This window comes from Microbacterium sp. 77mftsu3.1 (assembly GCF_900100525.1).
GTDB lineage: Bacteria > Actinomycetota > Actinomycetes > Actinomycetales > Microbacteriaceae > Microbacterium > Microbacterium aquilitoris.
Genome location: NZ_FNCR01000001.1, coordinates 557556 through 582291, shown reverse-complemented (window position 1 = coordinate 582291; position 24736 = coordinate 557556). Strand labels below are relative to the sequence as shown.

At 66.3% G+C, this 24736-nt stretch carries 30 protein-coding genes and 1 tRNA gene; 14 read left to right on the top strand and 17 right to left on the bottom strand.

Features of this window, described 5'->3' with window-relative positions; genetic code table 11:
- Window positions 1–19: 19 nt before the first annotated feature.
- On the bottom strand, window positions 20–616 hold the full coding sequence (locus tag BLR68_RS03025) for a hypothetical protein (protein WP_018188558.1): 597 nt from the start codon (window positions 614–616) through the stop codon (window positions 20–22).
- Window positions 617–732: 116 nt separating this feature from the next.
- On the opposite strand from BLR68_RS03025, the gene BLR68_RS03020 reads away from it, so the two are divergent.
- Window positions 733–1017, top strand: coding sequence for a hypothetical protein (locus BLR68_RS03020; protein ID WP_018188557.1), 285 nt, complete (start codon window positions 733–735; stop codon window positions 1015–1017).
- A gap of 73 nt (window positions 1018–1090) precedes the next feature.
- Here BLR68_RS03020 and BLR68_RS03015 read toward each other — a convergent pair whose 3' ends face one another.
- Window positions 1091–1372 carry a hypothetical protein gene (locus BLR68_RS03015; RefSeq protein ID WP_018188556.1) on the bottom strand — a complete coding sequence of 94 codons (282 nt, stop codon included), beginning with the start codon at window positions 1370–1372 and terminating at the stop codon, window positions 1091–1093.
- A gap of 190 nt (window positions 1373–1562) precedes the next feature.
- Between BLR68_RS03015 and BLR68_RS03010 the strand changes: the two genes are divergently transcribed.
- Window positions 1563–2000: a hypothetical protein gene (locus BLR68_RS03010; RefSeq protein ID WP_018188555.1), complete on the top strand. Its 438-nt coding sequence runs from the start codon at window positions 1563–1565 to the stop codon at window positions 1998–2000.
- Window positions 2001–2003: 3 nt separating this feature from the next.
- On the opposite strand, the gene BLR68_RS03005 is transcribed toward BLR68_RS03010, so the two are convergent.
- The gene (locus BLR68_RS03005) at window positions 2004–2894 is read right to left on the bottom strand and encodes an AraC family transcriptional regulator (RefSeq protein WP_018188554.1); all 891 of its coding nucleotides are present in this window, start codon (window positions 2892–2894) and stop codon (window positions 2004–2006) included.
- A 120-nt stretch (window positions 2895–3014) separates the two neighbouring features.
- Here BLR68_RS03005 and BLR68_RS03000 point away from each other — a divergent pair, with 120 nt between their 5' ends.
- Window positions 3015–3803, top strand: a complete 789-nt coding sequence (locus BLR68_RS03000) for an SDR family NAD(P)-dependent oxidoreductase (protein WP_018188553.1) — start codon at window positions 3015–3017, stop codon at window positions 3801–3803.
- Here the strand turns inward: BLR68_RS03000 and BLR68_RS17935 are convergent.
- On the bottom strand, window positions 3755–4159 hold the full coding sequence (locus tag BLR68_RS17935) for a hypothetical protein (protein ID WP_026303021.1): 405 nt from the start codon (window positions 4157–4159) through the stop codon (window positions 3755–3757). The genes BLR68_RS03000 and BLR68_RS17935 overlap by 49 nt on opposite strands.
- Here BLR68_RS17935 and BLR68_RS17930 point away from each other — a divergent pair.
- Together BLR68_RS17930 and BLR68_RS02985 are read left to right on the top strand one after the other, a co-directional pair.
- Window positions 4158–4451 (top strand): hypothetical protein, encoded by a 294-nt coding sequence (locus tag BLR68_RS17930; RefSeq protein WP_026303020.1) that lies wholly within the window; start codon window positions 4158–4160, stop codon window positions 4449–4451. The two genes, BLR68_RS17935 and BLR68_RS17930, sit on opposite strands and share 2 nt — an antisense overlap.
- Window positions 4452–4470: 19 nt before the next feature.
- A complete protein-coding gene (locus tag BLR68_RS02985) occupies window positions 4471–5370 on the top strand; it encodes a TolB family protein (protein WP_018188552.1) in 900 nt (299 codons plus the stop codon).
- 6 nt (window positions 5371–5376) lie between these two features.
- Here BLR68_RS02985 and BLR68_RS02980 read toward each other — a convergent pair whose 3' ends face one another.
- Window positions 5377–6186 (bottom strand): hypothetical protein, encoded by an 810-nt coding sequence (locus tag BLR68_RS02980; RefSeq protein WP_018188551.1) that lies wholly within the window; start codon window positions 6184–6186, stop codon window positions 5377–5379.
- A gap of 80 nt (window positions 6187–6266) precedes the next feature.
- Between BLR68_RS02980 and BLR68_RS02975 the strand changes: the two genes are divergently transcribed.
- Window positions 6267–6545, top strand: a complete 279-nt coding sequence (locus tag BLR68_RS02975) for an ArsR/SmtB family transcription factor (protein ID WP_018188550.1) — start codon at window positions 6267–6269, stop codon at window positions 6543–6545.
- On the top strand, window positions 6542–6928 hold the full coding sequence (locus BLR68_RS02970) for a VOC family protein (protein WP_018188549.1): 387 nt from the start codon (window positions 6542–6544) through the stop codon (window positions 6926–6928). Before BLR68_RS02975 ends, BLR68_RS02970 begins: the two co-directional genes overlap by 4 nt.
- Window positions 6929–6955: 27 nt before the next feature.
- Here BLR68_RS02970 and BLR68_RS02965 read toward each other — a convergent pair whose 3' ends face one another.
- From BLR68_RS02965 to BLR68_RS02950, 4 genes are all read right to left on the bottom strand, one after another.
- A complete protein-coding gene (locus BLR68_RS02965; protein ID WP_026303019.1) occupies window positions 6956–8299 on the bottom strand; it encodes an SNIPE associated domain-containing protein in 1344 nt (447 codons plus the stop codon).
- Complete coding sequence (locus BLR68_RS02960) at window positions 8296–9456, bottom strand: hypothetical protein (RefSeq protein WP_256335302.1); 1161 nt, start codon at window positions 9454–9456, stop codon at window positions 8296–8298. Before BLR68_RS02960 ends, BLR68_RS02965 begins: the two co-directional genes overlap by 4 nt.
- Window positions 9457–9757: 301 nt before the next feature.
- Window positions 9758–10903 carry a GDSL-type esterase/lipase family protein gene (locus BLR68_RS02955; protein ID WP_018188546.1) on the bottom strand — a complete coding sequence of 382 codons (1146 nt, stop codon included), beginning with the start codon at window positions 10901–10903 and terminating at the stop codon, window positions 9758–9760.
- Window positions 10900–11457: a TetR/AcrR family transcriptional regulator gene (locus tag BLR68_RS02950; protein WP_018188545.1), complete on the bottom strand. Its 558-nt coding sequence runs from the start codon at window positions 11455–11457 to the stop codon at window positions 10900–10902. The genes BLR68_RS02955 and BLR68_RS02950 overlap by 4 nt, the downstream gene beginning before the upstream one ends.
- Window positions 11458–11579: 122 nt before the next feature.
- Between BLR68_RS02950 and BLR68_RS02945 the strand changes: the two genes are divergently transcribed.
- Window positions 11580–12179 carry a uracil-DNA glycosylase gene (locus tag BLR68_RS02945; protein WP_018188544.1) on the top strand — a complete coding sequence of 200 codons (600 nt, stop codon included), beginning with the start codon at window positions 11580–11582 and terminating at the stop codon, window positions 12177–12179.
- Window positions 12180–12230: 51 nt separating this feature from the next.
- On the opposite strand, the gene BLR68_RS02940 is transcribed toward BLR68_RS02945, so the two are convergent.
- On the bottom strand, window positions 12231–12881 hold the full coding sequence (locus BLR68_RS02940) for a hypothetical protein (RefSeq protein ID WP_018188543.1): 651 nt from the start codon (window positions 12879–12881) through the stop codon (window positions 12231–12233).
- Window positions 12882–13104: 223 nt separating this feature from the next.
- Between BLR68_RS02940 and BLR68_RS02935 the strand changes: the two genes are divergently transcribed.
- Window positions 13105–13347 carry a hypothetical protein gene (locus BLR68_RS02935; RefSeq protein WP_018188542.1) on the top strand — a complete coding sequence of 81 codons (243 nt, stop codon included), beginning with the start codon at window positions 13105–13107 and terminating at the stop codon, window positions 13345–13347.
- 9 nt (window positions 13348–13356) lie between these two features.
- On the opposite strand, the gene BLR68_RS02930 is transcribed toward BLR68_RS02935, so the two are convergent.
- The gene (locus tag BLR68_RS02930; protein WP_018188541.1) at window positions 13357–14322 is read right to left on the bottom strand and encodes a CPBP family intramembrane glutamic endopeptidase; all 966 of its coding nucleotides are present in this window, start codon (window positions 14320–14322) and stop codon (window positions 13357–13359) included.
- Between the two features lie 115 nt (window positions 14323–14437).
- Entirely contained in the window at window positions 14438–15253 is an 816-nt protein-coding gene (locus tag BLR68_RS02925) for an endo alpha-1,4 polygalactosaminidase (RefSeq protein WP_018188540.1), read from the bottom strand.
- 47 nt (window positions 15254–15300) lie between these two features.
- Between BLR68_RS02925 and BLR68_RS02920 the strand changes: the two genes are divergently transcribed.
- Window positions 15301–15375, top strand: a tRNA-Arg gene (locus BLR68_RS02920).
- A 717-nt stretch (window positions 15376–16092) separates the two neighbouring features.
- Here BLR68_RS02920 and BLR68_RS02915 read toward each other — a convergent pair.
- Together BLR68_RS02915 and BLR68_RS18265 are read right to left on the bottom strand one after the other, a co-directional pair.
- On the bottom strand, window positions 16093–16587 hold the full coding sequence (locus BLR68_RS02915; RefSeq protein ID WP_026303017.1) for a restriction endonuclease: 495 nt from the start codon (window positions 16585–16587) through the stop codon (window positions 16093–16095).
- Between the two features lie 26 nt (window positions 16588–16613).
- Complete coding sequence (locus tag BLR68_RS18265) at window positions 16614–17387, bottom strand: restriction endonuclease (RefSeq protein ID WP_371129974.1); 774 nt, start codon at window positions 17385–17387, stop codon at window positions 16614–16616.
- Window positions 17388–17825: 438 nt separating this feature from the next.
- On the opposite strand from BLR68_RS18265, the gene BLR68_RS02910 reads away from it, so the two are divergent.
- Window positions 17826–18803, top strand: a complete 978-nt coding sequence (locus tag BLR68_RS02910; RefSeq protein WP_018188538.1) for a 5'-nucleotidase — start codon at window positions 17826–17828, stop codon at window positions 18801–18803.
- 46 nt (window positions 18804–18849) lie between these two features.
- Here BLR68_RS02910 and BLR68_RS02905 read toward each other — a convergent pair whose 3' ends face one another.
- Window positions 18850–19716, bottom strand: coding sequence for a restriction endonuclease (locus BLR68_RS02905; RefSeq protein WP_081626477.1), 867 nt, complete (start codon window positions 19714–19716; stop codon window positions 18850–18852).
- A 930-nt stretch (window positions 19717–20646) separates the two neighbouring features.
- Between BLR68_RS02905 and BLR68_RS02895 the strand changes: the two genes are divergently transcribed.
- Both BLR68_RS02895 and BLR68_RS02890 read left to right on the top strand, forming a co-directional pair.
- Window positions 20647–20970, top strand: a complete 324-nt coding sequence (locus BLR68_RS02895) for a hypothetical protein (protein ID WP_018188535.1) — start codon at window positions 20647–20649, stop codon at window positions 20968–20970.
- Window positions 20964–22070, top strand: coding sequence for an ImmA/IrrE family metallo-endopeptidase (locus BLR68_RS02890; protein WP_026303015.1), 1107 nt, complete (start codon window positions 20964–20966; stop codon window positions 22068–22070). Before BLR68_RS02895 ends, BLR68_RS02890 begins: the two co-directional genes overlap by 7 nt.
- Here BLR68_RS02890 and BLR68_RS02885 read toward each other — a convergent pair.
- Both BLR68_RS02885 and BLR68_RS02880 read right to left on the bottom strand, forming a co-directional pair.
- Entirely contained in the window at window positions 22042–22968 is a 927-nt protein-coding gene (locus tag BLR68_RS02885; protein ID WP_018188532.1) for an alpha-glutamyl/putrescinyl thymine pyrophosphorylase clade 3 protein, read from the bottom strand. The two genes, BLR68_RS02890 and BLR68_RS02885, sit on opposite strands and share 29 nt — an antisense overlap.
- The gene (locus BLR68_RS02880) at window positions 22965–23927 is read right to left on the bottom strand and encodes a thymidylate synthase (protein WP_081626475.1); all 963 of its coding nucleotides are present in this window, start codon (window positions 23925–23927) and stop codon (window positions 22965–22967) included. The genes BLR68_RS02885 and BLR68_RS02880 overlap by 4 nt, the downstream gene beginning before the upstream one ends.
- Before the next feature lie 517 nt (window positions 23928–24444).
- On the opposite strand from BLR68_RS02880, the gene BLR68_RS02875 reads away from it, so the two are divergent.
- Entirely contained in the window at window positions 24445–24717 is a 273-nt protein-coding gene (locus tag BLR68_RS02875; RefSeq protein ID WP_018188530.1) for a DUF6412 domain-containing protein, read from the top strand.
- Window positions 24718–24736: the final 19 nt, after the last annotated feature.

Genomic DNA, 24736 nt, shown 5'->3' with positions numbered 1-24736 from the left:
AGCGGACCGGCGGTGCGCGTCAGATCGCGAGTGCGCGCGGGGGACCGCGGCCGGCCGCGACACGGACGGCGACCGATCGCAGCACCGGGACGTCGGTGGACGCGGGCGCCGGAGTCGGGCGGTCGACGGCCTCGAGAGCGAGGACGGCGGTGAGGATGCGGCCGCGCACCCACCCGGCGATCTCGGCCGCGAGGGCGATCAGGCCCTGCACCGCGCGCTCGCCGCGGTGCAGCAGCGCGATGGTGAGGACGGCGGCGAGGCCGTGCATGGCCCACATGAGCGGATCGGCGCAGATGGCCGCGGCGGTGCCCCCGGCATCCGTCATCAGGGGCATCCCGTGCTGGTGCGGCGTCGCCGACGGGGTGATCGTGCCGAGCACGAAGAGCGTGTGGAACAGCAGCTGGCTGCCGGTGACCGCGAGCGCCAGGCGGGGGAGCGACAGGCGTCGCCCTGCTAGGGCCGTGCAGACGAAGAGCGACAGGGCGAAGGGGACGGCGATGCCGAGCCAGCCGGGGACCTGTCCGCCGCCGGCGACGTGCGAGAGCAGTGCCGCCCAGGTGGCGACGGATGCCGCGAGTGCACCGCGCGCGACGCGGGAGACTCGGGACGGACGCACGGCTCCATTGTGGCAGGGGCAGGTGCCCTTGCGAGGTGGACCGCGCTGCGCAAGCCCTGGGGAGAAGCCGATGGGCGCGATTACCGTGGGAGGACTTTCACCGGTCGGAGGACATCATGACGAACCAGGCGCAGCGGAACGACGCGGTCCAGCGCAAGCAGATGGGCTCGGGCGCGTTCATCGCGATCTTCATGAGCCTCGTGTTCCTCGTCGTCGCGGCGGGCTTCGCGATCCTCGGAGTGCTGTTCATCACGAACCCGATGCCGGTCGTCGTGCTCGGCGTGCTGATGCTGATCGGTGCGGTGGCCGTGCTGGTCCTGTCGGGTCTGTGCATCGCCGCGTCGGTACGAACGCTCCGCGCGCCGGCGAAGGCGAAGCAGCGCGTCGAGCGCATGGCCTGACGCGCGGACCAGGCCCCTGAACCCACGAAAGCCCCGGACCGCGAAGGTCCGAGGCTTTCGGGAAGCGTCTGTGTCAGACGGCCTGCGCGAGCGCGAAGCCGACCGATCCGTCCTCTTCGAGACGGGCGTCGAGGATGCGGTCGTCGAGCGCGACGCTCGCCGTCGGCGCGACGAACACGCGAGCTCCATCGCTTTCGACGACGGTGTCGCCGTCGACCGGAGCGGGGGCGAGAGACAGGGCGTACCCGTTCTGCGGGTCTGCGGCCTCGGCGATCCGGAGTCCACCTGTCTCGGTGGGGATCTGCGTGGCGAGGCTCTTGACGGCGGTGCTGGCGTTCTCGGTGAGAGTGAGCATGATGCTCCCTTCCGTGGATTGCGGGCGTGAGCGGGCAACGATGCCGAGAATCGGATGCCGCCGCAACCGATGACACACCATTGGGGTGCACTCACACGGCTTACGGAGGTTCGCACATCATTCCCGCGGCGTACCCCGGATCATCACGCGGGCCGATTCGACCCGGACGCCGCGCGGCTTGACTCGAGTCATGACCCACACTCGTCTCCGTCTCGCCGCCGCCGCCGGCCTCGTCACCCCTCTGCTCGTGCTCGCGCTCGCCGCCTGCAACCCGATGGACGCCCTGGAGAAGGTGCACTCCGAAGAGTTCGCCGATCGCGCCGCCGCCGCAAAGGGGTGGGTCGGCGTCGAGATGCCCGCGTGGATCCCCGCCGACGCGACATCCGTGAAGAACACCGCGACGACCGACGAGACGAACGCCGTCATCGCGGTCGAGGGCGGAGAACTCGAGGACTGCGCCGAGATGGACCGCCGCGGTCTGCCCTTCGACAGCCGCTACGGCAGCCTCGGCGAGCCGCTGCCGTCGACCGTGTTCGTCTGCGGACCGTACGAGGTCGTGAGGACCGACGCCGGCTGGCTGGGCTGGTTCACCGCGACCGAGAAGGGGCAGACGCCCGCCGATGCGTGAACGTCAGCTCGCCCGCATCCGCTCCCGCAGGTCGGTCGCGTCGGATGCCGGGGAGCGTCCGTACGCGGAGCGGTAGTCGCGCGAGAAGTGCGATGCGCTGACGTACCCGACGGCGGCGCCGGCCTGCGCGGCGGTGTCGCCGTCGGTGATCAGCAGGCGTCGCGCCTCGCCGAGGCGCAGTCGCTTGAGGTACCGCATGGGCGTGAGCCCGGTGAGTTCGCGGAAGCGACGGCTCACCGTGGTCGGGCTGGCGCCGACGGATGCCGCGATCGCGTCGAGCGTCCACGGTTCGGCCAACCGGCGGGTCAGTGTGGTAATCGCCGCGGTGACGATGTCGGCGTTCGCGTGGGTCGCCGCGGCAAGCACGCGCGCGGCCTGGTCGCTCTGCAGGAGGCGGACGATGAGCTCGCGGTTCAGCAGCGGCGCGAGGACGCCGGCTTCGGCGGGGGCGTCGAGGAGCGCGAGCATCCGGTCGACGACGTCGGCGATCTCCGCCGTCATGGTGCCGAGCCGCTCCGACGCTTCGGACGCAGCGGGGAGGGGCAGCTGTCCGGCGACCTCGGCGACGACGGCGGGGTCGATCCGCCAGTTGACCGACACGAAGTCGCCCGCCGGCCCGGTCTCGCTCACCCGGGCGAACAGGGGCAGGTCGACGGGCGTGATGAGGAAGCGCTCAGGACCCCATTCCCCACCCGCCGCGGAGTCGTCGCCCGAGACCTTGCGCCCCGTGAGGACGACCGAGACGCACGGCTTGTACTGCACGAACATCGTCGGGCTTGGAGCGGTCGTGCGACCCAGGATCAGCCCGAGCGACTCGGCCGCGGCGACGCGGTCGATGTGCCGTCGCACGCGGTCCGCGGCGCGGTCGAGGCTCGTCCGGGTCCGCTCGTCCATGTGCCCATTGAAGCGGATGCCGGGCCTCCCGGCTCGGGCAGGGGCGCCGTGACCGGGAACCGGCAAGCATCCGACCGGATCAGGCAACCCGGTCGGGCGCCCGGCCGTCACGGTGGAGGAATGACCACGAACCTCCTCACCCTTCCTCGCGACCAGCGCCTCGCCGGTCGCACCGCCATCGTCACCGGATCCTCGAGCGGCATCGGCGAGGCGATCGCGCATGTGCTCGCCGCGTCGGGCGCGCACGTCGTCGTCCACGGTCGCGACGTCGGTCGTGCCGAAGCCGTGGCCGCGGCCATCGCGGACGGCGGGGGCGCGGCATCCGTCGTCACGGGCGACCTGGCCGACAGTCCCGCCGCCGCGCGGGCGTTCGCGGCGCAGGCGACCGAGGCGTTGGGCGGCCGTGTCGACGTGCTCGTGAACAATGCGGGGATCTTCCCGATCGGTCCGACGCCGGATCTGTCGGACGACGACGTGGCCGCGCTGCTCGCGACGAACGTGCGGGTGCCGCACGACCTGGTGGGCGCGCTCGCTCCCGGGATGGTCGCGCAGGGGTCGGGTGTCATCGTGAACATCACCTCGTGGATGGCGCACATCGGCACGCCCAACGTCGGTTTGTATCCGGCGACGAAGGCGGCGCTCGAGCATCTGACGCAGGCGTGGGCGGCGGAGTTCGGGCCCCGCGGCGTGCGGGTCAATGCCGTCGCGCCGGGCGCGATCCTGACCCCCGGCAACGCGGCGGCGCTCGAGATCCTGAAGATGATGACGGCGGTCTCGCCGGCGGGGGAGCCGGGACGGCCGGTCGACATCGCGCACGCCGTGCGCTTTCTCGCGTCGGACGAGTCCGCGTACGTGCACGGTCAGGTGGTCAGCATCGACGGCGGGATCGTGGCGGCGCGGGTGGGGTGATCGGCGGTGCGGTCGTCGGCGGCCCGCCGCGGGTGAGATGGTTGTCCTGTCGACGAGACGGAGGACACCGTGGCACGCAAGACGACTCTGGTGGCGGGTGCGCTGGCGATCGCGGCGCTGATGCTGGCCGGGTGCGCTCCCGAGCCGTCCCCGACTCCGACGATCTCATCGCCGTCGCCGAGTGCGTCGTCGCCGAGCCCGACGGTTCCCAGCCCGACGCCGAGCGGTACACCGACGCCGGGGACCCCGAGTCTGGGCGTCTCGCCGACGACGCCGCCTGCCGGTCCGCCCGCGACGCGTCCCGTCGAACCCCCGAACGGCACCGATCCGGATGGCGATCCGGATGCCGCGGGCATGACCGCCGGTCAGGCCGGAACGCTGTGCGCCAAAGAGCACCGCACGGGTCAGAGCGCGGGTGACACGCAGATCGGCCAGCCGACCGTGTACGAGCGGTCCGTCTCGCCGCACTGGTACGTCACGATCCTCGCCGAGAACGAGTTCGGCCAGTACTACCAGGAGTGCGTGCTCGGCGGGCCCGAGAGCACCCCGGAGTGGTCGCTGACGCAGGGCACGCCGAAGGATCAGATGACGAAGGCGCACATCCAGCAGATGCGCACGCAGAACGAAGAGTTCGACGCCGACCACTGACGGCCGGATACGGTGAGGCATGGCCATCACCGTTTTCCCGCCGCGCGACTTCGCCCTCGACGGGCAGCGATGCCGCGTCCACGTCTACGACGTCGTGACCGGCACCGACCGGGTCATCTTCGAGACCGATGAGGTCCTGCTCGAGGCGCCGAACTGGGCGCCGGAAGGTCTGCTGCTCAACGGCGGCGGGCTGCTGTGGTCCATCGACGCGGATGCCGGCGGTGCTGACTTCGTCGAAGTGCCGTTCACCGGCATCCCGCCCATCAACAACGATCACGTGCTGGTGCCGAAGTCGGGCGACATCCTGTTGTCCGCGAATGACGGACAGATCTACCGGGCGCCGCGGACCGGCGGTGAGGGCGTGCGGATCACGAATCCGGACGACCCGTTCATGCACTTCCTCCACGGGGTGAGCCCGGATGGCGCGTGGATCGCGTACACGGCGCTCTCGATCGAGGACGGCGAGGTGCTGTCGGCCGACCTGCGGACCGCGCGGATCGACGGTTCGGAGGACGTCCCTCTGACGACAGGTCAGGTCGCCGACGGCAGCGAGTGGTCGCCGGGCGGGTCGTGGATCTACCTGAACACCGAGGAGTTCTCCCAGACGCCGGGGCATGCGCAGATCGCGCGGATGCGTCGCGACCGTTCGGGTCTCGAGCAGCTGACGTTCGACGACCGGGTGAACTGGTTTCCGCACCCTTCGCCGGCGGGCCGCGACGCCGTCTACATCAGCTTCCCGCCCGGAACGAACGGGCACCCGGCGGATGTCGAGGTCGAGCTGCGCCTCGTGCGGAACGGGCACTGGCACCACCCCGAGACGGTGGCTACGGTGTTCGGCGGTCAGGGCACGATCAACGTGAACAGCTGGACTTCGGACGGATCGCGCTTCGCGTACGTCGACTATCCGGTGGGGCCTTGATAGGGCTCAGTCCACGGGGCGCTCGAGGAATTGCGGCTTCAACGGGATGACATCGCCGGGGTGGAGAACGGATGGTTCGTCGGTCCCGGTCAGCGACCACATGAAGTAATAGTCGAAGCAGAACCGGTCGCGGATGCCGCGCCAGGTGTCGTTCGAGGCGACGGTGTAGTCGACCAGGTCGCCCGAGGCATCCGTGCGAGCGTCGCCCGTTGCACCGCGGGCGGCGCCGGTGTCGCGGGGCGACCCTTGGACGCTCGCCTGATACGTCTCGTCCGACTCGTCGTCGGCCCACCAGCTGATCGAAGCGACGAGCGGATTGTCGTTCGTGGAGACCGGGCACGCGGGGAAGTTGTATCCCGAGGCGCGGCGCGCGTCGGCGCGCGACTCCGGCTGGAGGGCGATGTATTCGTCGGCGATGAGCTCGTCGCCGTGGTTGTAGGTCAGGCGCAACTCATCCTTGTCGAGGCAGAAGCGGCCTGCGATGTCCTGGAACGTGTCGTTGTACGCGACGGCGTAGACGGTGGCCAGGCCGTTCGCGTCCTCTTCATAGACCTCGCCGTTCGCACCGTCGCGCGAGCCCAGATCAGCGCGTGCGGGGGAGGACGCGCAGGCCTCGGGTAGACGGGCCGGCGCCGGCGCAGGATCGGTCTCCTCGACTGGTGCCGTCTCCACCGTCGGCGCGGGCGGCGGAGAGGGCTCCGCGGTGTTCACGGTGCAGCCGGCGAGCGATGCCGCTCCGAGAAGAGCCAGGAGGAGGGCGGTCGTGCTTCTCGCCGACGCGGAGCGCCGTCCGGACGGGGGCGGGAAAGCGCTCATCCCCGCACGCTATCGACGAGGGACGCCGCTCGCCAGTCGCAGTCTTGATAGGCAAGTGGGTGCTTGCCTATACTTCCCGCATGGGCGACGTCTACAAGGCTCTCGCCGACGAGACGCGTCGGACGATCCTCGACGACCTCGCCGAGCGCGATGGGCAGACGCTGTTCGAGCTGTGCGTGCGGCTGGCCGATCGCGGCGTGACGCATTCGCGACAGGCGGTGTCGCAGCATCTGGCGGTCCTCGAAGAGGCGGGCCTCGTGCACAGTGAGCGTCGCGGCAAGTTCAAGTTCCACATCATCGACACCCGGCCGCTCGCTCAGATCTCGGAGCGCTGGCCCCTTCCCGCAGGAGAGTCATGAAGATCCAGACCGTCAGCGTGTTCGTCGACGACCAGCAGCGCGCGCTCGAGTTCTACACCGAGAAGCTCGGCTTCGCCGTGGCCGCCGACGTGCCGATGGGGGAGTTCCGGTGGCTGACGGTCGTCGACCCCGCGGCGCCCGAGGGCACCCAGCTGTCGCTCGAGCCGAAGGCCCACCCCGCGGTGCCGCCGTTCGCCGACGCACTGCTCGAGGACGGCATCCCGTTCTTCGTCCTCGGCGTCGACGACGTGCAGGCCGAGTACGAGCGGCTGCAGGGGCTCGGGGTCGAGTTCACGCAGGCGCCGATCGACCACGGACCGGTGGTGACTGCGGTGCTGAGCGACACCGTCGGGAACCTGTTGCAGATCGCGGCCTTCGCCTGAGGTGCCGCAACGGCGTGTGTGGCGCGATCAGTTGCGGAACTGCGGAGGCCACATGCTCAAGGATTGGTAGTACTCGTGTGCCTCGGCATCTTCGGCGAACTCTAGGAGGTTACCGACCTTCTCAGCGAGGACATCTCGCACTTCCGCGGGAGTAGCGAAGAAGAACTCCTTGCGCCGATTCGCTTGATTGAGAGCTCTTCCCGCGAAGTGGCGGTGGAGTTCGGCTTCTAGCGTTACAGCGTCCTCAGAGAAGTAGATCGTGTGAATGTCAAAACGGAACGGCACTGATGCGCCGCCGAGTTCGTTTACGCGATCCGTTGGTTCAAGGCGTCGAGTGAGGCCGATCTTTACGACGCCCTCGCCGAATGCGCCGCGGTTCGAAATGACGTACACGTAACCGGCTCGGATGTTCGCGGCACGGTAGTCGTTATCGGCGATAGCTGCGTCGACCTCCGCCAGTCGTGCGTTCAGCCCCTCGTCCATGGCCCCCGCAGCTTGGAGGGCTTGCAGTGTCTGCAGGAGGAGGGCTCGTTCCTTATCTAGTCGCGCACGCTGCTCAGCCAGCTCCGCAGCGACCTTTCGTTCCTCACGAAGCCGAGCTCGCTCTTCGCGCTCGGCTTCTTTCTCCTCCTGCTTCTTCATCAACCAGTCGGATGTCAGCTCGAGCTCCTCAAGCCTCAGCTCGTGAAACTGATCGCTGATTCGCATCTGCATCATGACGCCGAGCCGCGCGATCACATCACGTGAATGCTGGAGGCGTCGTTTCGCTGTGAGAACGTTGCCGGCCCGCAGGCTTCGGAGACAGTTGTCGGCTTCGGCGTTGTAGGCACGCAACATCAACTTCGAGAGGTCCCCAGCCATCTTTCGACCCTTGGCCAGCGAATTGTCGAAAGTAAAGAGGTTCGAGCGTTCGATCGCGCGATCCTCCCTGATGAGATCTGCGATACGCCTCTCGATCTGATCGAGTCTTTCCTGATACGCGGCAGCGTTCTCTAAAGGATGGTGATACCGGTAAATCCCCACCTCCTGAAGCACCTGCCGGTCGTCCAGAGGTACCGGGCTGTCATCTCCAGGTGGCACAGAAATCTGCGCCCGCAGGATCGCGACCTCCGAGCGCAGACGTGCGACCTCATCAATTGGATCTGACGCTGGCGGCGGAGACTCTGTGCTCGCCTCCGCCAGGTCGACGTCGCCACAGACAGCTTCTACGGGAGGCGACATCGAGTTCTCGTCGTCTTGTATCCAGAGCTGCCACCCCTCAGGGGCAGGCGCCCACGAGGGCGGCGGAGTCCACCCGGCAGGCGGCGTCCAGCCCGGAGGTGCGGGCGGCCAGCCGGGCGGGGGATTGAACCGCTTATTTTCCGACGTCACGACCGACGCACGCCAGCTGGATCGATGGCGCTGAGGCCGATCGCGTTCTTCGAGATCGCCGCACCCAGCAGTTGCAGCGTCGCGGCCGGGACGACGCCCGCAAGATCAAATTCCATGAACGTATCGCGCGAAGAGGTGACAGCCACTAGCGGAATGAAGGTTTCCCGCCCAGTCGCCGGGTCCTTCGTCTGCGGTCCAACCTGAAGTGAGATTGCCTGAATCACGCCGTGTCGGTCGGCTTCGAAGATCTCGTGGAGCGACCTAAGAGCGACCTGCTGGAGGGCTCCCGCATATCGGTCCGCTGCGTCCTTCTTCGATAGCTGAGTAGTTGTTACCTCGTCGCTGGCTTTCACGTATCGATATGCCTTGATCGTGGGTACTGAGTCGGGCGCGGGGACAATGGCCCTCACCTGAAGCTCTGCCGTTGTCGGATCGAATGTGGCTTCGTGTTCAACGTCGAAGTTGATCGGATATACCGAGTTGGCCAAGACGATGCCGACATACTCTTGAATCGCGTCTTCAGCCCCGTAGGCGACGCCGGCGATCAGAGCATCGACAGTTGCGTTGTGCTCTGCGACTTCCTGCTCTCGCAAGCGGCACTGTTCGTCGTAACGCTTCCGCTCTGCCTCCAGCGTCGCAACGCGGGCTTGCTCAGTCGCCGCGTGCTCCTCGTCGAGACGCGCCTGAGTTGCGGGGATGGAATCTCGATATGCAGCCCACTGCTGCATCGCGTACTGGTGCGCAGCAGCTGCTCGTTGCTGCGCTTCCTCAGCCTTCCGCTTCCGGCCGAAAAGTCCCGTCACCGGCTCGGGCTGCGGTGCGAGCGGAGGCGGGGGCACCTGAATGCGTTCAGGTGTCGGTACCGAACTCTCGAGGTCCCACCGGGGGAACGGCGGGTGCTCGGCGGTCCGCTTCAATTGTTCAAGGTCCACCCAATCGTCGACATCGATCGTCGCTGCGAGCATGCCGTCGATCTGGGCGTATTGCCACGCCAGGTCCTCGTTCAGTTCCTCGACTTCTTGCCGGCGAGACTCGACGTGCTCCGCCAACATCTCACGTTCGTACCGACGTTGTTCTGTCTCCGAAGCACGCGTGGCGGCTGCCACCGCTCGCGATTGCGCAGCTTGCAACCGGAGCGCCTGTGCCTGTGCCGCCATCTGGGCTCTGTGTTCGGCATTAGCCCGAGACTGGGCCAGACGTTGTTGGTGTTGGAACTCAGCTAGTAGCCCCCGTCGGCGCGCCATCGCACCCTCCCCGATCTCATAGGTTTCGCATAAGACTAGCGACGGATGAGGATTCCCATCACTCTCGCCTCCGTTGCATGAGGGTTGAGGTGCGCCGGTCTCTCGGCCCAACTTGCGCCGAGTCACCACCCGAATACCGAGTCGGACGCGGAAGGCACGGTGTCGGATGGTGACTCGGCAAGCGAGCGGTCATTCGGCACAGCGGGGTACCCGTTCAGCGTCCACGTACTCCGACTGACGGCAGGGCGATCGCCGCGAAGCGCTCGCCGATGAGGCGGTGCGCCTCGGGGCTCGGGTGCAGCCGGTCGGGGAGTGGGTGGGTGGCGGCATCCGCTTCGCCGTAGAGAGCGAGACCGTCGACGAGGTGCAGATTCGGGTCGTCGCGGTGCGCGAACACATCGGCGAGGGCGTCGCGGATGACTTCGAGGGTGAGGCGTCCGCCGGCGGTGTCGCCGGGGGTTCCCGCGGCGCCGAAGAGCAGCGTGCCGGTGGCGAACGACCCGGGATCGATGGTGCCGGGGCCGGGGGTCTGCTCGTGGATGCCGCACCAGATCGGCGTGATGAGGTGCAGCGGCGTGTGGGGGTGGCCGTCGCGGATCGTGTCGAGGAAGCCGTGCACCGCGGGGACGAACGCGCGCAGCCTCATCGCGTCGGCGTTGACGACGTTGATGCCGAGGGCGACGCTGATGACGTCGGCGGTGGTGTCGCGGATGACGCGGGCCATGAACGGGTCGACCTGCGCGCTGCCGCCGACGCCGAGGTTGCGCAGGTCGAGTCCGGCGCGGCGGGCGGCGAGCGAGACCCAGGTCGAGCTCGGCTGCGTCGCGTTGGAGCCCTGACTGATCGAGCTGCCGTGGTGCACCCAGCGCGGGCGCTTGGTCGTGTCGGCGGAGGCGGGGGCGTCGGCGCGCAGTGCGACGAGTTCGACCGTCTCGTTGTGCGGCAGCCAGAGCTCGACGAGCTTGTCGCTCGGGTCGAGTCCGTCGATGGTGATGCGCTGCACCGGTCCTTCGACGAGCTGACGGATGCCGGTGGCCGGATCGGTGTCGACGGTGTCGCCGCCGTCGAGCTCGATGCTGTCGTGCAGGGCGCCGTCGACGCGGACATCGACGCGCCCGCGCGGGCGGGAGAGGCCGCGCAGGGTGGCGCGCGTGGCGTGCAGGTCGAGTTCGAGGCGGGGTGCCGCGGTCCGCACCGCGATGCGTGCGCCGGCGGGCTGCGCCTCGACGCCGAGGAGCTGCGGCTCGGGGTACTGGGTGCGGACGCAGGCGGGTAGGCGGTGCAGGCGCTGGCCTCGCTCGGTGGGTTCGAGCTCGGCGAGTCCGCGGATGGTGGTGGTGTCGAGGGTGATGTCGATCATGCGGGGTCCTTGGTGGTCCAGGTGCGGAGGGCGCGGTCGAGGGCGTCGAGGGCGCGGTTCCAGGAGGTGTCGGTGGTCTCGTCGCGGTGGGCGAACGATGAGGCGGATTCGAGGGCGAGGTAGCCGGCGACGGTGGCGCTCGCGAAGCGGACCGCGTGGACGGTCTCGCTCTCGGGCACTTCGTAGTCGCGGAGCGAGCCGATGACGAGCGCTGAGATGCGGGATGCCGCCGGCCCGGTGATCTCGTTGCGTTCGACCGGCTGCGAGATCATCGCCCAGCGCGCGGGGTGCGTTAAGGCGTAGGAGCGCTGCGCGTTCGCGAGGTCGCGAAGCGTGGGTGCGTCGCCGACCGCGTCGGCGAGCTCGTCGAACACGGCGGCCTGGACAGCACTGCGGAGCGCGGCGAGATCGCGGACATGCGCGTAGAGGCTGGCGGTCTGCACGCCGACGCGGCGGGCGAGCGCCGACATGGAGAGCGCGTCGGGTCCGTCGGCGTCGATGAGGTCGAGCGCTGCTCGGGTGAGAGCGTCGGGGGAGAGGTTCGCGCGGGGCACGAGGAGTTAACCTACACCCTTTAGGTTTTCTTGAATGACTTCACAAGCCACGCTACTCGGAGCGATCGCTTCGCTAGCCTGAGAGGATGTTCCTCCCCGCGCCGAGAGGCTTACGGTCCCCGGTGATCCGCGACGAACGTGTTGACATGCTGGCGACGGCGGACACCGTTCAGCCCCTTCGCGAGTGGGCTGCGGCCTTCGAGGGCCGAACTTCCGGTCGCGTCGTGCCGCACTTCGACCCTGCCGAGGCTGGGGCCGACGCGCGCGTTCTCTTCGTCCTTGAGGCACCCGGGCCGATGACCAATGCAGCGAGCGGAAATGCTCGTCCCGGGTCGGGCTTTATCTCTGTGGACAACGATGATGCGACGGCTGCCAACCTGTGGAACGCGCGGGACACCGCGGGCCTTCACGGCGATTTCCTCGCGTGGAACATCGTCCCCTGGTATCTCGGTCCCGCGTCAGTAAAGCCGACGACCGCGGAGGTCGCCGAAGGGGCGAACGCGCTCGTCGAGGTGATGCAGCTGCTGCCGCGTTTGGAGATCGTCGTCCTCTCCGGGCGGTTCGCCCAGAAAGGATGGCTCGCGAATATCGAGCAGTCTCCTCACCGGCCGGCTGTGCGGACCGTCGAGACCTGGCATCCGGGCCCGCAGGCGATGAATCAGTCCGGCAAACGGGCCGAGCTCGTCGCAGATCTCAGCACTGTCGTTCAGATGCTCTCGTGAATGAGAGCTCTCAGGTCCGTAGCCCGCGTTCCTGCTGGGATAGCCGTCGAATCAGGACTGCCCCGGCTCCCATGGGAACGGGTTGTAGATGAAGTTCGTCTCGAGAGTGAAGTCGCCCAGGCGCATGCCGCTGAAGACGCCGTCGTACCAGTCTTGCGGTGACGTGCCTTCCCAGTTGTTGGGGAATGCCTCGGACAGGTAGGCGTCGCGGACGATATCGAGGTAGCCGGTCGCGGCATCCTCATCGCCCCGGTCGAATGCGGCCTTCGCGGCCTGGACGTTCGCGAACTCGAAGTACGCCCAGATCCGGTTGGCGGTCGTGACCTCGGCCCAGTTCGGCCCGTCCTCGGGACGGTCGTAGTAGCCGGGGTCGGCGGGGAACGAGTACCCCTCGGGCAGAGGGAAGGGGAACGCCGTCGCCGCATCGCGGTAGTACTCGAGGATGCCGTCGAGCTCACGATGCAGCATGTGATTCGGGTTCGCCTGCATGTAGGTGTCGGCGTACTCCGCGGGGGACGCGGGTTTTGACGGCAGCCCTTCCCAGCCGGAGAGGTTGTCGCCACTCGTGTCGGCGGGCTGCGCTGCCGCAGGGGAGGGCTTGTCGCTCGTCGCGACGATCTCCACGGTGGTGCATCCGCTGATCGCACCGCCGAGCAGAAGCGCCGTCGCGGCGAGGGCGGTGATCGTCGTGGCTCGGCGCATGAGGGGAGCCTGTCATAAAGGAGGCCTGGGCGCTTCCACCGATGGGATGAAGAAGCTGATCCCGCCGTCGTGCGTCAGCGACCTGCATCCCTCGGCGACGGCGCGCGGATCGCACCTACCGAGCGGAGTCTCGAGCAACAGAGCTCCGTCGATGTCCGTCACGCGGGGGAGGCGTGACGTTGTGCCCGCGGCTTACCGTCTACTCACGAGAAAGGAGCACGGGATGACGGAGCAGAAGAATGAGACCCCTGTCGCGGTCTGGTACTTCATCGGCGCGACCTTCGCCGGGGTGGCGCCCTCGATGTTCTTCAGTGGTGTCGAACTGTGGATGCGGCTGCTGTTCCTCGGGATCGCGCTCGCGCTGATCGTGGCCGGGTTCGTGCAGTTGCGACGCGAGGCCGGGTGGGGCGACAAGCCCACCGGTGAGGATCCGCCGTCGCCCCCGGCACCGTCGAACGACGCGTGATCGCGTCCGTCAGGCGCCGGTCTGCGGCAGCCGCGACTTCTTGAACTGACCGAGCGCCAGCAGCAGGAGGATGATCGCCGCGCAGGCGAGCCAGCCCGGCCAGCTCAGCGGTGACGCGGCGAGGGGCTGCAGCTCGGGCGTCGACACGAGGAACGCGAAGCCGGCGGCGGCGTTGAACGCGCCGTGGCCGAGGACGGCGGGCCATACGTTGCCGGATCGCAGGCGCAGCCAGCCGAGCAGGATGCCGAAGCTGAGGCATCCCATCACCATGAGGGCGAGCCCGAACAGGTTGGGTTCGGCGAAGTTGTAGCCGAGCAGGATGATCGGCGCGTGCCAGAGGCCCCAAATGACGCCGCTGATGAGCAGCGCCGGCCAGGTGCCGAGGGGCCGGAGCGCGGAGAGTAGCCAACCGCGCCAGCCGAGCTCTTCGCCGAACGCGAGGAACGAGTTGATCACCGCGCCGACGGGGATGAAGGCGAGCTGGGTGACGACGAGCGTGGCGACGGGGATCGGAAGGTCCGGCGTTCCGGCGGCGTCGAGCTGCGCCTGGAGGGCTGCGGCGAAGCCCGAGAAGTTCACGAGGTCGAGCTGCAGTGTTCCGGTCGCGGCGGCGATGAACGTGGCGAGCACCGGCACGAGCACGGCGATGCCCAGCCCGATGCCGAGCAGGCCGAAGAAGCGGCCGAGCGGCTTGATCGGGACGAGGGCCAGCATGCGCCACGCGCGGCGTCCGGCGGTGCGGCGCAGGAACAAGGTGACGATGAGCGCGGCGACGGCCGGTGTGAACATCATCACCGGCAGGATCAGTGGCGCGATCGGGGTGGCGAGGCCGTCGCCCATCCAGAGGGGGAGCGTGACGAGCCACGCGAGTCCGCACGCGAGGACGGTGAACGCGATGACCGCGATCCAGGGGACGGTGGTGGTCCCTCGCGTGTCCGCAGTGGTGGATGCCGCGGGGGTGGGGTCCGTGCTCATGGTGGGGTGGCCTCCTGGTGGCGAGGTGCTTCCGCCGGTGTGGTCGGTGGGTGAACGGGCGCCGGGCAAGCTGACGACCGCGCGCTCTTCCATCCCAACGTAACGGGAGGCTGCGTCAGCCGCAGGTTTCGAACACATACGCCGGGTCGTCCGGCGTGACGAGATCCCGGTCTCGCAGAACGACGGATGCCGGTGTCTCCGGGTCGGCGCAGACCTCATCCCACGGGCGGGGAAGGTTGTCGGTGTACTCGATGGCGAGGACGTGATCGCCGTAGACCTCGGCGTAGGCGGAGCACTCCTCGTAGGCCGCGCACTCCTCGACGACGGCGAAGTCAAAGCCGGCGCGCGACTGGAGGAGCGAGGCATCCTCGGCGGCGTTCTTCTGTCCGGCCGCGAGTCCGACGTCGTGCGCGGTGTCGACGAGCAAGGTCGCGAGGTCGAGTGCGTCGTCACGGGTGAGGGTGCCGTCGGTGCGGGTGTAGGTGTCGAGGTTGTCGAACTCGACGGCGTCGAAGCCGTCAGACGCGCAGTCGCGTATCCACGGCCCGACGATCTTCGCGATCTCGTCCGCCTTGCGGGTGTCGAGGATGACCTCGTCCGGCCAGTCCGGGTCGATGACCGGCTCGCCGTCGTCATCGCGGAGCAGAAGGTCATCTGGCCAGGCGTCGAGTTCGCCCGGCTGCGTCTGGAATCCGTTGACGTAACAGACGGAGTAGAGGTCATCGACGGATGCCGCGGCCCGGTCGCGCACGACGATGTCGACGCCGTCGGGTGGGTCGTAGGAGCCGCCGAGCTGGTAGTCGAGTTGGCCTCCGGCGGGTGGCAGCTTTAGCCCAGCGGGCGGGTCGTGTGGCGGCGGTGATCGGCCGACGCATCCGGCGAGGAGCAACGTCACCGCGGCGAGCAGGGCGAGTGCGGGCTGGACGGTCATGTCGCGAACCTACCGGACGCCGGGGGATCGGTAGACTCGACGGGCCAGCCTCTGTAGCTCAATGGAAGAGCAGTTCCGTCCTAAGGAAACGGTTGGGGGTTCGAGTCCCTCCAGGGGCACCACATCTTCGGGCCACTCACCCATGAAGGAAGAGGGCACGTCACAACGTCTTGTTGGACGTTGCGAGAGCGCGTCTCGGTAGGGCGGCGAGCGAGCGTTAAGCGCTCCTGCCGCGAGCAACAGGTCGAACGGGCCTTGCGTGTCCGAGCCGCTCGGAAACGACAACCGCGGATCGACGCTCCATCCGCACGGTGCTCTGAGGCGCCGAGCGACCGGCTGCCGGGCGCAGTTTCGCCGAGATTGTGCATCGACCCGCAGCCCTGCCCTAGACTCCGCCGCTCCAACACCGAAGGAGCACCAATGCGCCGAGTATTCCGATCCACCTTCCGCTACCGAATCGTCCGACAGACGGTCCCCGAGTACTGCGAGGTCGGGCGTCACTGGTACCTGCCGGACCGGTCGTTCGCGGATCCCGCTGGGGTCTGCGTAGACCATGAGGATGGATCGGCGCCAAAGAGCCAAGCGGCCGCGTAAGACCACTTGTCATGCTCTCGGCGCGTCACGATGGTGGCGCGCCGAGAGCCGTGGTCACCCGGCATCGCGGTGCCGCCGAATAATTACGAATCGGTGCGCTCGACGACCGGCTATCGAGCCCGGATAGTGTGGCTCTCAGCTGCGATCTGGTCGCGCCGATATGCGCCCGCTGGTCCAGTCGGTCGGATCCTTGCCGACCGGGCCTCGCCCGAGTCTGGCAACGGCGTCAGCTGCCACCCGCCGTGCTACTGGCCGACTCCTCCACTGGCGAAGGCGATCAGGTATCGCGTCTCCATCAAGTCCACTAGGTCGCTGGGCGAGCGCAGCGACACGATGTCTTCCCGAGTTATCACGACAATCCGACACCCCATCGGCGATGCAGCCTTGGCGAGCGACAACGCGTGATTCTGTTCTGCGGCGTTACCGGTGAGTCCGGACTTGGCAACAATCACGGCGAGTTCAGCCCTACGAGAGAGGCAAATAAATAGGAAGTAGCCAACGCTCTTACTGTCCAGAGGTGAACTGTAGTTCTTGCACTCCACAAGGAACTGGGACGGCAAACCAGGGAACCCACCCCTGTTGGAGACTGCGATGTCAATCTGCTCCGCCGCGAAGTCGCTGCTCACATTCCCCGCGACCAACGAGTCGTTGACTGAGTCGAACATGTAGATGAGAAGCTCTTCGAACTTTCGGCCGCGAGCCTGCGGATCCAAGTCGGGATCCTCGGCCTCAAGGAGCATTCGCGCGACGTCCCTCCGGAATTGACTCATTCGTCAGGCTCCGGGGGTGATCCGGTTGGAAGGAGGCCCGGGAGGTGCCCCATTGAAGAGATGCCTTCAAGTAGCTCGTTCGCGCTGAATATCGAAACACTCGATGAAGGCGGGCCCAACCAGGCGCCTCCCGGCTTCGCGGGCTTCGACAACACCACAACGATGCCAAGACCCGCACGCTCGCTCGCCACAGCGTTCGCAAGTCGGTCCGTGACGCGTCGGAGCTGATCCCCGGGGGGCCAGTGCGTCCTTGCTTCCACGAGCACGGGACCGTCGAGCTCCGAGGATGGTGGGGCTGAAACGACCAAATCGAAGCCACGATCGTTGGGACGAGGTGAAGGGACTGCTTTGGACCCCACCGCCCTGAACAGGTCTTCAATCCAGCGAACGAAGTCGGTCTCTGTGATGGACGGCCGGGCCTGTAGGCGATCGAGTTGGGTAGCGAGACGGTTGAGATCGCCCTGCGTGGCACGGGTGGGGACCTTGGCACGCGGGGTTCGCGATCCGGCCACAACGTCTGCAAGAAACACTCCGATGTGGAATCTGAGCGCGTCCAGGTTACGAAGCGACAGTCGCGACACTCGGAGCTCGGACGGTAGCCCACTGGGCGGCGCCGACGATTCCTCCCAGACCACGAGTACTGGCTTCCCTAGTCCGAGCGCGATTCCAACTTCAACCAGCAATGCTGCCGAATCATGCGAGCCTGGCACGCCACCTGCCACGATCACAGCGTCAGCACTGGCAATCGTGTTCCTGATCGAGGCGAGCATTAGCCCCGATGTAGTGACCGGATCCACGAGATCCCAGTTCGCATCTCGAGTGGCCATCGCCACGAGCGAAACGTCGACACCGTATGGGTAGCTCAAGAACGCTTGCATGTCGCACCCGCCATTCATCCGCTGCGCCATGAGCGCACAGCAACTCATTCTGCCGTGATCCGGTGCACGAGCGGCGGCAGGTTGAGTGACTTTTCGGCTCGATTTAAAGCGCCTCGCCCCTAGACGGTGGCGGAGCCCCACGCACGTCACAACCGCCTACTCGACCTTCCACCTTCGTGCAGTGCCTAGGGCAGGACGGCTCAACGAGCACGCGGGGACCACATTTTGCGGGGCGGCGTATTCTGCCCGGAGTTGTCCCCACGGTCGCCCAACGCGGGGGCGGCGCGGACCTATATCGTTCAGGAGAACGCCCGCCGACCCCGGAGCAAAATGCCCTCCGACCTTGAGAACATGCTCGTTGTCGGAGTCGCTTCTAGCGCACTGTTCGACCTGGCGGAGGCTGATGCAGTGTTCCGCGAGCACGGAGAAGCCCGCTATAGGCAGTATCAAGAGGAGCACCTCGCGGACACGTTGCAACCGGGCGTTGCCTTTCCATTTATTAAGCGCCTGCTCTCGCTGAACAATCTGTCAGATGGCGCGCCCCTAGTCGAGGTGATCGTGCTCTCCCGCAACGACCCGGAGACGGGCCTGCGCGTCATGAGGTCGGTGGAATCCCATGGACTGAACATCTCCCGCGCAATCTTCATGCAGGGCCGGTCTCCCTACGAGTACATGGGTGCCCTCAACATGTCTCTATTTCTGTCACAGAATGAGGCCGACGTGCGTATCGCGCTGGGGATGGGTTTCGCTGCCGGCCAGGTCTTTGGATCGCCTGCGATGGACCCCGATGGCACTGATTTGAGGATCGCATTCGATTTCGATGGGGTGCTCGCCGACGATTCCTCTGAACGCGTGATGCAAGCAGAGGGGCTGCCCGCATTCCATGCCCACGAAACTGAACATCTGGAAGAACCCCTGCCCGAAGGAAGGCTTTTCGAGTTTCTTCGCGGTATCAACCGCATCCAAGACATTGAGGAAGCGCGGGTCTCGCACGACCCGAGCTACAACCGTCGCGTCCACGTAGCCATCGTCACTGCTCGCAATGCGCCTTCCCATGAACGCGTCGTGAAGACGCTGCTGTCTTGGGGCGTCCGCGTCAACGACGCATTCTTTCTGGGAGGCATTGAAAAGGCGAGGATCCTCCGTGTTCTCAAACCGCACATCTTCTTCGACGATCAGCTCGGGCACCTCGAAAGTGCAGCCGATGTGATCCCGAGCGTTCACGTGCCTTTCGGAGTAGTGAACGAAGCCGCCCGCCGCGACACCGGTCAAGGGCAGACCGCCGGCACCGAAACCAGCGGACACTGAGCGACCCCAATACGGCTGGCCTCGCGGGCGACCCAGGCTAATCGCTTTACAACGCCCGTTCCTCACCGGGCGCCACGTCGGGTGGTGAGTTTTTGCCGTGCAGGCTCTGGACGATCGCCTCTATCGGCTGACCCAAGAGCATGGCCACACTCATCTGCAGCATGATTCGGTCACGGTCGCTCGGTAGTTCACGCGTCACTCGACTGTTCTCGTTGTGCGCTACCTGAGCGGCGACGGACTCAGGCATGTCTAGCTCGGCCGCCTTCAACTTGAACTCAAGGTCCTCGAGGAGCAACTCGGCTACGTCAGCCGCTTCTTCACGCGTGTGCACCGGGAGATCCGGGCCCATCATTCCGCGAGGAGGCAGAACGCCACCGAGGGCATTCGCGACTAGCACCGGAAGCAGATTGAGGATGCTTCCGCCGCTATAGCCGCCAGCTAACGGACCGTCAGGACGGAGCCCCTTTTCCTCGCGATAGCTCTTCGGTATGTTCCAGTAGCGCGCGTTCGCATGACCGATGCGTTCCGGAAGCGACAAGAGGCGCTGCTCGACCAGCGAGTCACTCGCTCGCACTCGCAACTCTGCCAAGGAACTCGCGATCACATTGCTCTTGGTTGTGGCTTTGACTGCGCCGCTTTGAAAACCGCCCTCTGCGAGCAGGACGCCCTTGTCCGCGCCGACATCCTCAACAACGCTTCGAAGCGCGAGCACCTTTTCCTTCGTGACGCGTGATTTCCAAGCCTTGCATTCAACGATCCACACGAGTTCTAAACCAGCGTGTCGGTAGGTGACGAGCACGTCGACATCGTGGGACGCCCGAGCACCCTCCACGGCAACGTCCGTTTCTGCGGTGAATCCAAGCTCGCGAAAGAGGCTTGCAGATTGCTCTTGATAGTCTCTCCACGCTGGCATCTCTCTAGCATGCCGGACGCCAGAGAGAGCACACCCGCTTCGGCGTACGCCAGCATGCACGAGGGACCGCCTCGCGGTCACGCTTCCCCGCCATCGGCGCGTGATCGAGCCACGATCGCAGACCTCCAGCGAAAGCTGCCCGCCTTCTGATGACGCGCTTGATCGTCACCGCGAGACCGACAGCGAGGTACTCATCGAGCACCGAAACGGGGCCGATCGTCCTCGACTCTGATGCCTGAGGCCGGATTCGATCCCGGCTACGCTGAGTGAGCGCTTCGAACAGCGTCAACGTTGGACGCCTACAGGGTCGCCGCTATCAGCGTCGTACCTTGGCGAATTAGTCGGGCGGATTGGGTGGTGATCGCCCTGACACACCTAGCCGGCGGGGATGATGGCGATTGCAATCGCAGTCTTTCGCGACCTCTCCGGGTTGCTCACGCCCACCTCCGAGATCGCTTGGTTCGCGATCTCATTTGGTACTGCGTTCGTCGCCGGCGTGCCGACCTCGAAAAACCGGTTGATCCAGGAGGAGCGAAAGCAACTCGTAGCGACGATGCTGGACGGTGCGCTTGTCCACATAGGGGTCAGAGGGCGGGCTATGGAAGTCTGCGTCCCCGCCGACGGCACCCGCCGGGCGATATAGCCCGGCGCATACAGACCGCGCGAGCGGCCGCCAGTATGTGTGAGCAACTGGCCGCGACTGTTCCTCAACGACAAACAGGATGCCTGGGTCAGCATCTTCCGAACGCGGTCGAGCTACGGCCGTCTCCCTGGGGAGGCCGGAGCCCGAGCAGCCTAATCGCGCTTCTGCGTGCGACGACATCTGAAGGCGGTTCGGCATCCGTTCGAGCATTGCTGGGGACGGAGCGGATACGATGCCCGGGGGCAGTATGAGCCTCCTATGCGGTGCGGGCTCATCGTGGCGAGCGGGTGGATATGGAACTGAGCTTTCTGTCTCCGGCCTTGCGCGCATACTGGACCGAGCCATCGCCCAGCGATAAGTACGCGAGCGCAATCGAGGCGGCCAAGCACGCCCTGGAGGATCTCGTTGCGGCCGGCTCACTCGAGGATCTCCGGTTCCTATACGACATCGGCTATGACGCTGGCACAGTGACCTTCGATACCGGCGGAGGTGTCACGATCACCTGCCTTGTGGACGCTGCGCGGGTCCTCATCCGAAGCGACCGAGTCGATCTGTCTAGGGTCACCCGAGTCCAGCTAGTCTCGATAGACAAGATAGGTGGTGCATCCTGACGAACATCTCCTTCGAGCCGCGCTGGGTCTCCGCGCCCGGCGAAACCATTCGCACTGCGCTACAACGGCGACTGTGGTCGGTTGAAGATCTCGCCGACCGGCTCAACTTGCCCGACCCCGAGGTACGGCGAATCGTGGTCGGTGAACGCGCAATCAGCGCTGATCTCGCTGGTCAGCTCGCGGCGGCCCTCGGCGGGTCCCGCGACTTCTGGCTCACTCGGGAGCAGAGATATCGTGATGGGCTTCACGCGCTACGTCTGGATGACATCTTCCAGCGAATGCCACTCGATCAGATGGTCGACTTCGGCTGGATCGATGCGCCGGGCCGCGATTGGCGCGATCGCGTCGCTGCCTGCTCGGCGTTCTTCGACGTCGTCGACGCCGAAGACTGGAACACCCGTTACGGCGCGGCCGTCGAGCAGGCAAAGTATCGCGCCTCGGAGACGTTCGAGTCCGATGAGGCGGCCGTGGCGGCCTGGTTACGGCAGGCGGAGATCCAGGCCGAGGCACTACCTGTGCAGACATGGGACCGCGCGAAGGTGCGCGGCGCGATCCCGGCCTTGCGCGCCCTCAGCCGCCAGCCAGATCCTGAGCGGTTCATCCCCGAATTGCAGAGCCTCCTCGGGGCCGCTGGCGTTGCAGCCGTGATCGTGCGCGCGCCAAAAGGCTGCCCTATCAGCGGCGCCGCATTCCGCACGCGATCCGGTGGATCCGCAGTCGTGCTTAGCGTGAGGCACTTGGCCGATGACCACTTCTGGTTCTCGCTATTCCACGAGCTTGGCCACCTGCTGCTACACGACGTGCGGGAACCTGTGATCGATGATCTAGACGGCCCATCCGAGGGTAGTTCAGAACACGAAGCCAACGAGTTTGCGGCCCACGCACTCGCCAGTGGGGTCGTCGCGGCTCTGTCGAACGATCGCTCTGGTAACCCGACGATGCGAGCTGTCATAGCTGCCGCCTCTCAAGCCGGCATCGCCGCTGGAATAATCGTCGGCCAGCTCCAGCACGCCGGTGTCATCGGGCACCACCAGCTCAATCGGCTCAAACGGCGCTACCGGTGGGACGGCGTTACCCTGAGAACCTCTCGTAGACGATAGGACTCTTCTGCCAGTTGCAGGCCGCATCCTCAAACACATCCGGCGCAATACCCGCCACGCCACCGATCTGCACAAGCGCCCGCTGCATATCTCGCGCGCTACCGACATTCGGATCGCCGTTGATAAGCAAGCATGCGCCGCGTAAGGGGCCACCATTGGGCACCAGATAGGAGTGCGGAGGCCGCACCTCCAGTAATCCGAGCCTCTGCAGCGTGGTCAGATAATCGAAGCGGGCGACCCTGCCGAAGCGCCGAACCGCACGTAGCTGTCGAAATAGCGCATCGAACCGCGCCTCCGGATCCAGTTGAGAGAGACCCGCGAATCGCTCTTCGTGATCGCCGCCCGCCTCTAGCACCCACTCGACATAGGACTGCACGGCGGCGCCGGTGCCTCCATCCGACCATGCATCCAGGCTCTCGTACTTGCGGTGGTTTCCGAAGCGACCGGTGCCCGCCCGGATCGCATCCTGATGCGCCGCGAGCCACAGCCGGAATGAGGTCGGATCCCCGGCTGTCTCCGTCCACGTCCACCGCTGTCCGTCCCCGAGCCTGCCATAGACGTCGCGAGCGTATTGCCAGCCAGCAGTCCGGTGGTGACCGAAGTGGACGAACAAAAACACCATCCAAACAGCCTCGTCATAGTTCCCTGCGGAGCGGTGAATGATCGCAGCCTTCAAAGGGTCGAAGGCAACACCCGCGGGATCAGCGCTCGCAGGATCGAGCGCGCGGGACTGGAGGTGCTGGAAGTAGCGCACGCGCTGCTCCGAGTCGATGATCTGCTCGATCAAGGTCTCCCTCGCCTCGTCGGCGACTATCCCTAACAGGGGGCCGTTGGTCGCCTCGTAGGCGGCCAGACCCGCGCCAATCCTGACTGCCGCGGCCGCGTAGTTCGCCCTCAAGATGTTGCTCCCCCTTTATGGATTCGATCGGTCACGTAGATGCCGTAGAACGGACTCGCCAGGGACGCGGCGATAGCCGGGAGTCGCTCCGGGCGCCGCCGTAGGCGGAACGCGGCGAGCAACTTTGCCAAGTCGCCCCAATAGCCGTCCGCCAATCCCTCGGCCTCATACCCGTCGGCCGGAGTCAATCGAATCTGCCGCTCCGTCTCGAGCAACTCAGTTACCGCAGCCCACGGGTCCCCAACAGGCATCGACGGCATGACAGCCGTACTTTGAGCAAACCAGCCCTCGCTGAGGTAGGCGTCGACCTCTGCTCGCCGCTCGTCGTACAGGTGCAGACTGCCGACGAAATGAGAGTACGTGCCGAGCTCTGCAGCGAGGCTACGCGCCACGAGTTCCTGGAGCATCGTGAAGGCGAACAGATCGTGGGGTAAGCCGAGAAAGGCGTCGTTCGAACGCATGTGCACAACCAGCTCCAACCGGCCACCCCTCAGCAAGAACTGCAGCGTGCAGGTGCACGGCACGTCCTTCGTCCGGCTCAGGTCGTCGGCGTCGAATAGCTGCACCACTGCTTGGCGGCTGTCCGGCTTGCGCTTCAATATCTCGATCACTCGGTGAAGCTGCCCCTCGCCGGCTGCTCCGAATAGCCGAGGGCCGTAGGCGCCAATCAGCCGCCCATCGACCGCCTCCCGCCGGTACTGCGGGACGTAGTAGGCAACATGAGTTACATCATCGCTGCCGTGGAGGTACCAACACAGCTCTCCTAGCGCGCTGACGACCGTGGAACGTCCAGCACTACGGCTAAGCCGTGCGCGAGGATTGGTTAGACGCAGCAATACTGCGGTCTCCTCCAGCGCCGGACCCCTCGAAGGACGGATACGCTGACCGGCGGCGATAAGACGTTCAAACACCATGTGGAGGAGATCATCGAATGTGTCCGCCTCGAGCGTCGTTGACACCGCGGCCCACCCCCAATCACCTTGCGGTTCTAGCCGCCAAACTATCGGCTAGCGAACGTCAATAGGCGTTTGAACCGCCCAATACCTCTCCTCCCGGTTGCCTAAGCTGGTGTCGCACGAGTTCAAGGCGCGCGCCAAACTTGAACGCGCGGCAGGACCAGCTGCGGAACCGACGTCCCCTGCGCCGGTGCGCGGACCGGCGGTGCTACCGCCGACGTCCTGGTCGGAATCGGAGGTCAGCGGCGACCTCGAGAGCATGGTGTTGACCATCTCGGATGAAGGTCTGGGCTCCTACCGAGCTTGCGACGGGCGCGCTCTGATGCACTCATCGATGGACAATGCGAGGGAGAGTAGGTGGCGCAACAACGCTCCGAGCCCGGCCCGGGGCCTTCATCCACAGGCTCTTGCTGCGTAGGTGACTTCGTCACAGACGATCCGCTGGTCAGAGCTTCCCTGGTTAAGCCGCGGCATCCGTTAGCCTGACATTCACACGGCGCGACGAGCAGGGGAGGCGAGCATGATCCACGGCTTCTTGCATGTCGTCCTCGAGGTCCTCGGGCTGCTCGCCGTCGACCCGTTCACGAGCGGCTCGGCCTTCACCATCGCACTGCTCACACTCGCCGTCCTCACACTCGCGCTCATCGCGACTGTGCTCCACGCGGCCAGTCGCGGTTCCACCCCGCACCCCACTCGCCGCATCGAGCTCACCGCGCCGCTCGCGCAGAGCGATCCTGATGCGCCGGGACATATCCGCCGTCGTGGGCCCGGCCAGGTGTCTGCGGCCGCGTAGCGTCGAACCGTCTGGGCAC

Excerpts from the sequence above, each read along its gene's own strand:
- BLR68_RS03020 (WP_018188557.1), top strand. The coding sequence starts at position 733 with ATGACGAACCAGGCGCAGCGGAACGACGCGGTCCAGCGCAAGCAGATG.
- BLR68_RS03015 (WP_018188556.1), bottom strand. The coding sequence starts at position 1,372 with ATGCTCACTCTCACCGAGAACGCCAGCACCGCCGTCAAGAGCCTCGCC.
- BLR68_RS03010 (WP_018188555.1), top strand. The coding sequence starts at position 1,563 with ATGACCCACACTCGTCTCCGTCTCGCCGCCGCCGCCGGCCTCGTCACC.
- BLR68_RS03005 (WP_018188554.1), bottom strand. The coding sequence starts at position 2,894 with ATGGACGAGCGGACCCGGACGAGCCTCGACCGCGCCGCGGACCGCGTG.
- BLR68_RS03000 (WP_018188553.1), top strand. The coding sequence starts at position 3,015 with ATGACCACGAACCTCCTCACCCTTCCTCGCGACCAGCGCCTCGCCGGT.
- BLR68_RS17930 (WP_026303020.1), top strand. The coding sequence starts at position 4,158 with ATGACCGCCGGTCAGGCCGGAACGCTGTGCGCCAAAGAGCACCGCACG.
- BLR68_RS17935 (WP_026303021.1), bottom strand. The coding sequence starts at position 4,159 with ATGCCCGCGGCATCCGGATCGCCATCCGGATCGGTGCCGTTCGGGGGT.
- BLR68_RS02985 (WP_018188552.1), top strand. The coding sequence starts at position 4,471 with ATGGCCATCACCGTTTTCCCGCCGCGCGACTTCGCCCTCGACGGGCAG.
- BLR68_RS02980 (WP_018188551.1), bottom strand. The coding sequence starts at position 6,186 with ATGAGCGCTTTCCCGCCCCCGTCCGGACGGCGCTCCGCGTCGGCGAGA.
- BLR68_RS02975 (WP_018188550.1), top strand. The coding sequence starts at position 6,267 with ATGGGCGACGTCTACAAGGCTCTCGCCGACGAGACGCGTCGGACGATC.
- BLR68_RS02970 (WP_018188549.1), top strand. The coding sequence starts at position 6,542 with ATGAAGATCCAGACCGTCAGCGTGTTCGTCGACGACCAGCAGCGCGCG.
- BLR68_RS02960 (WP_256335302.1), bottom strand. The coding sequence starts at position 9,456 with ATGGCGGCACAGGCACAGGCGCTCCGGTTGCAAGCTGCGCAATCGCGA.
- BLR68_RS02955 (WP_018188546.1), bottom strand. The coding sequence starts at position 10,903 with ATGATCGACATCACCCTCGACACCACCACCATCCGCGGACTCGCCGAG.
- BLR68_RS02940 (WP_018188543.1), bottom strand. The coding sequence starts at position 12,881 with ATGCGCCGAGCCACGACGATCACCGCCCTCGCCGCGACGGCGCTTCTG.
- BLR68_RS02935 (WP_018188542.1), top strand. The coding sequence starts at position 13,105 with ATGACGGAGCAGAAGAATGAGACCCCTGTCGCGGTCTGGTACTTCATC.
- BLR68_RS02930 (WP_018188541.1), bottom strand. The coding sequence starts at position 14,322 with ATGAGCACGGACCCCACCCCCGCGGCATCCACCACTGCGGACACGCGA.
- BLR68_RS02925 (WP_018188540.1), bottom strand. The coding sequence starts at position 15,253 with ATGACCGTCCAGCCCGCACTCGCCCTGCTCGCCGCGGTGACGTTGCTC.
- BLR68_RS02915 (WP_026303017.1), bottom strand. The coding sequence starts at position 16,587 with ATGCTCCTTGAGGCCGAGGATCCCGACTTGGATCCGCAGGCTCGCGGC.
- BLR68_RS18265 (WP_371129974.1), bottom strand. The coding sequence starts at position 17,387 with ATGCTCGCCTCGATCAGGAACACGATTGCCAGTGCTGACGCTGTGATC.
- BLR68_RS02910 (WP_018188538.1), top strand. The coding sequence starts at position 17,826 with ATGCCCTCCGACCTTGAGAACATGCTCGTTGTCGGAGTCGCTTCTAGC.
- BLR68_RS02905 (WP_081626477.1), bottom strand. The coding sequence starts at position 19,716 with ATGCCAGCGTGGAGAGACTATCAAGAGCAATCTGCAAGCCTCTTTCGC.
- BLR68_RS02875 (WP_018188530.1), top strand. The coding sequence starts at position 24,445 with ATGATCCACGGCTTCTTGCATGTCGTCCTCGAGGTCCTCGGGCTGCTC.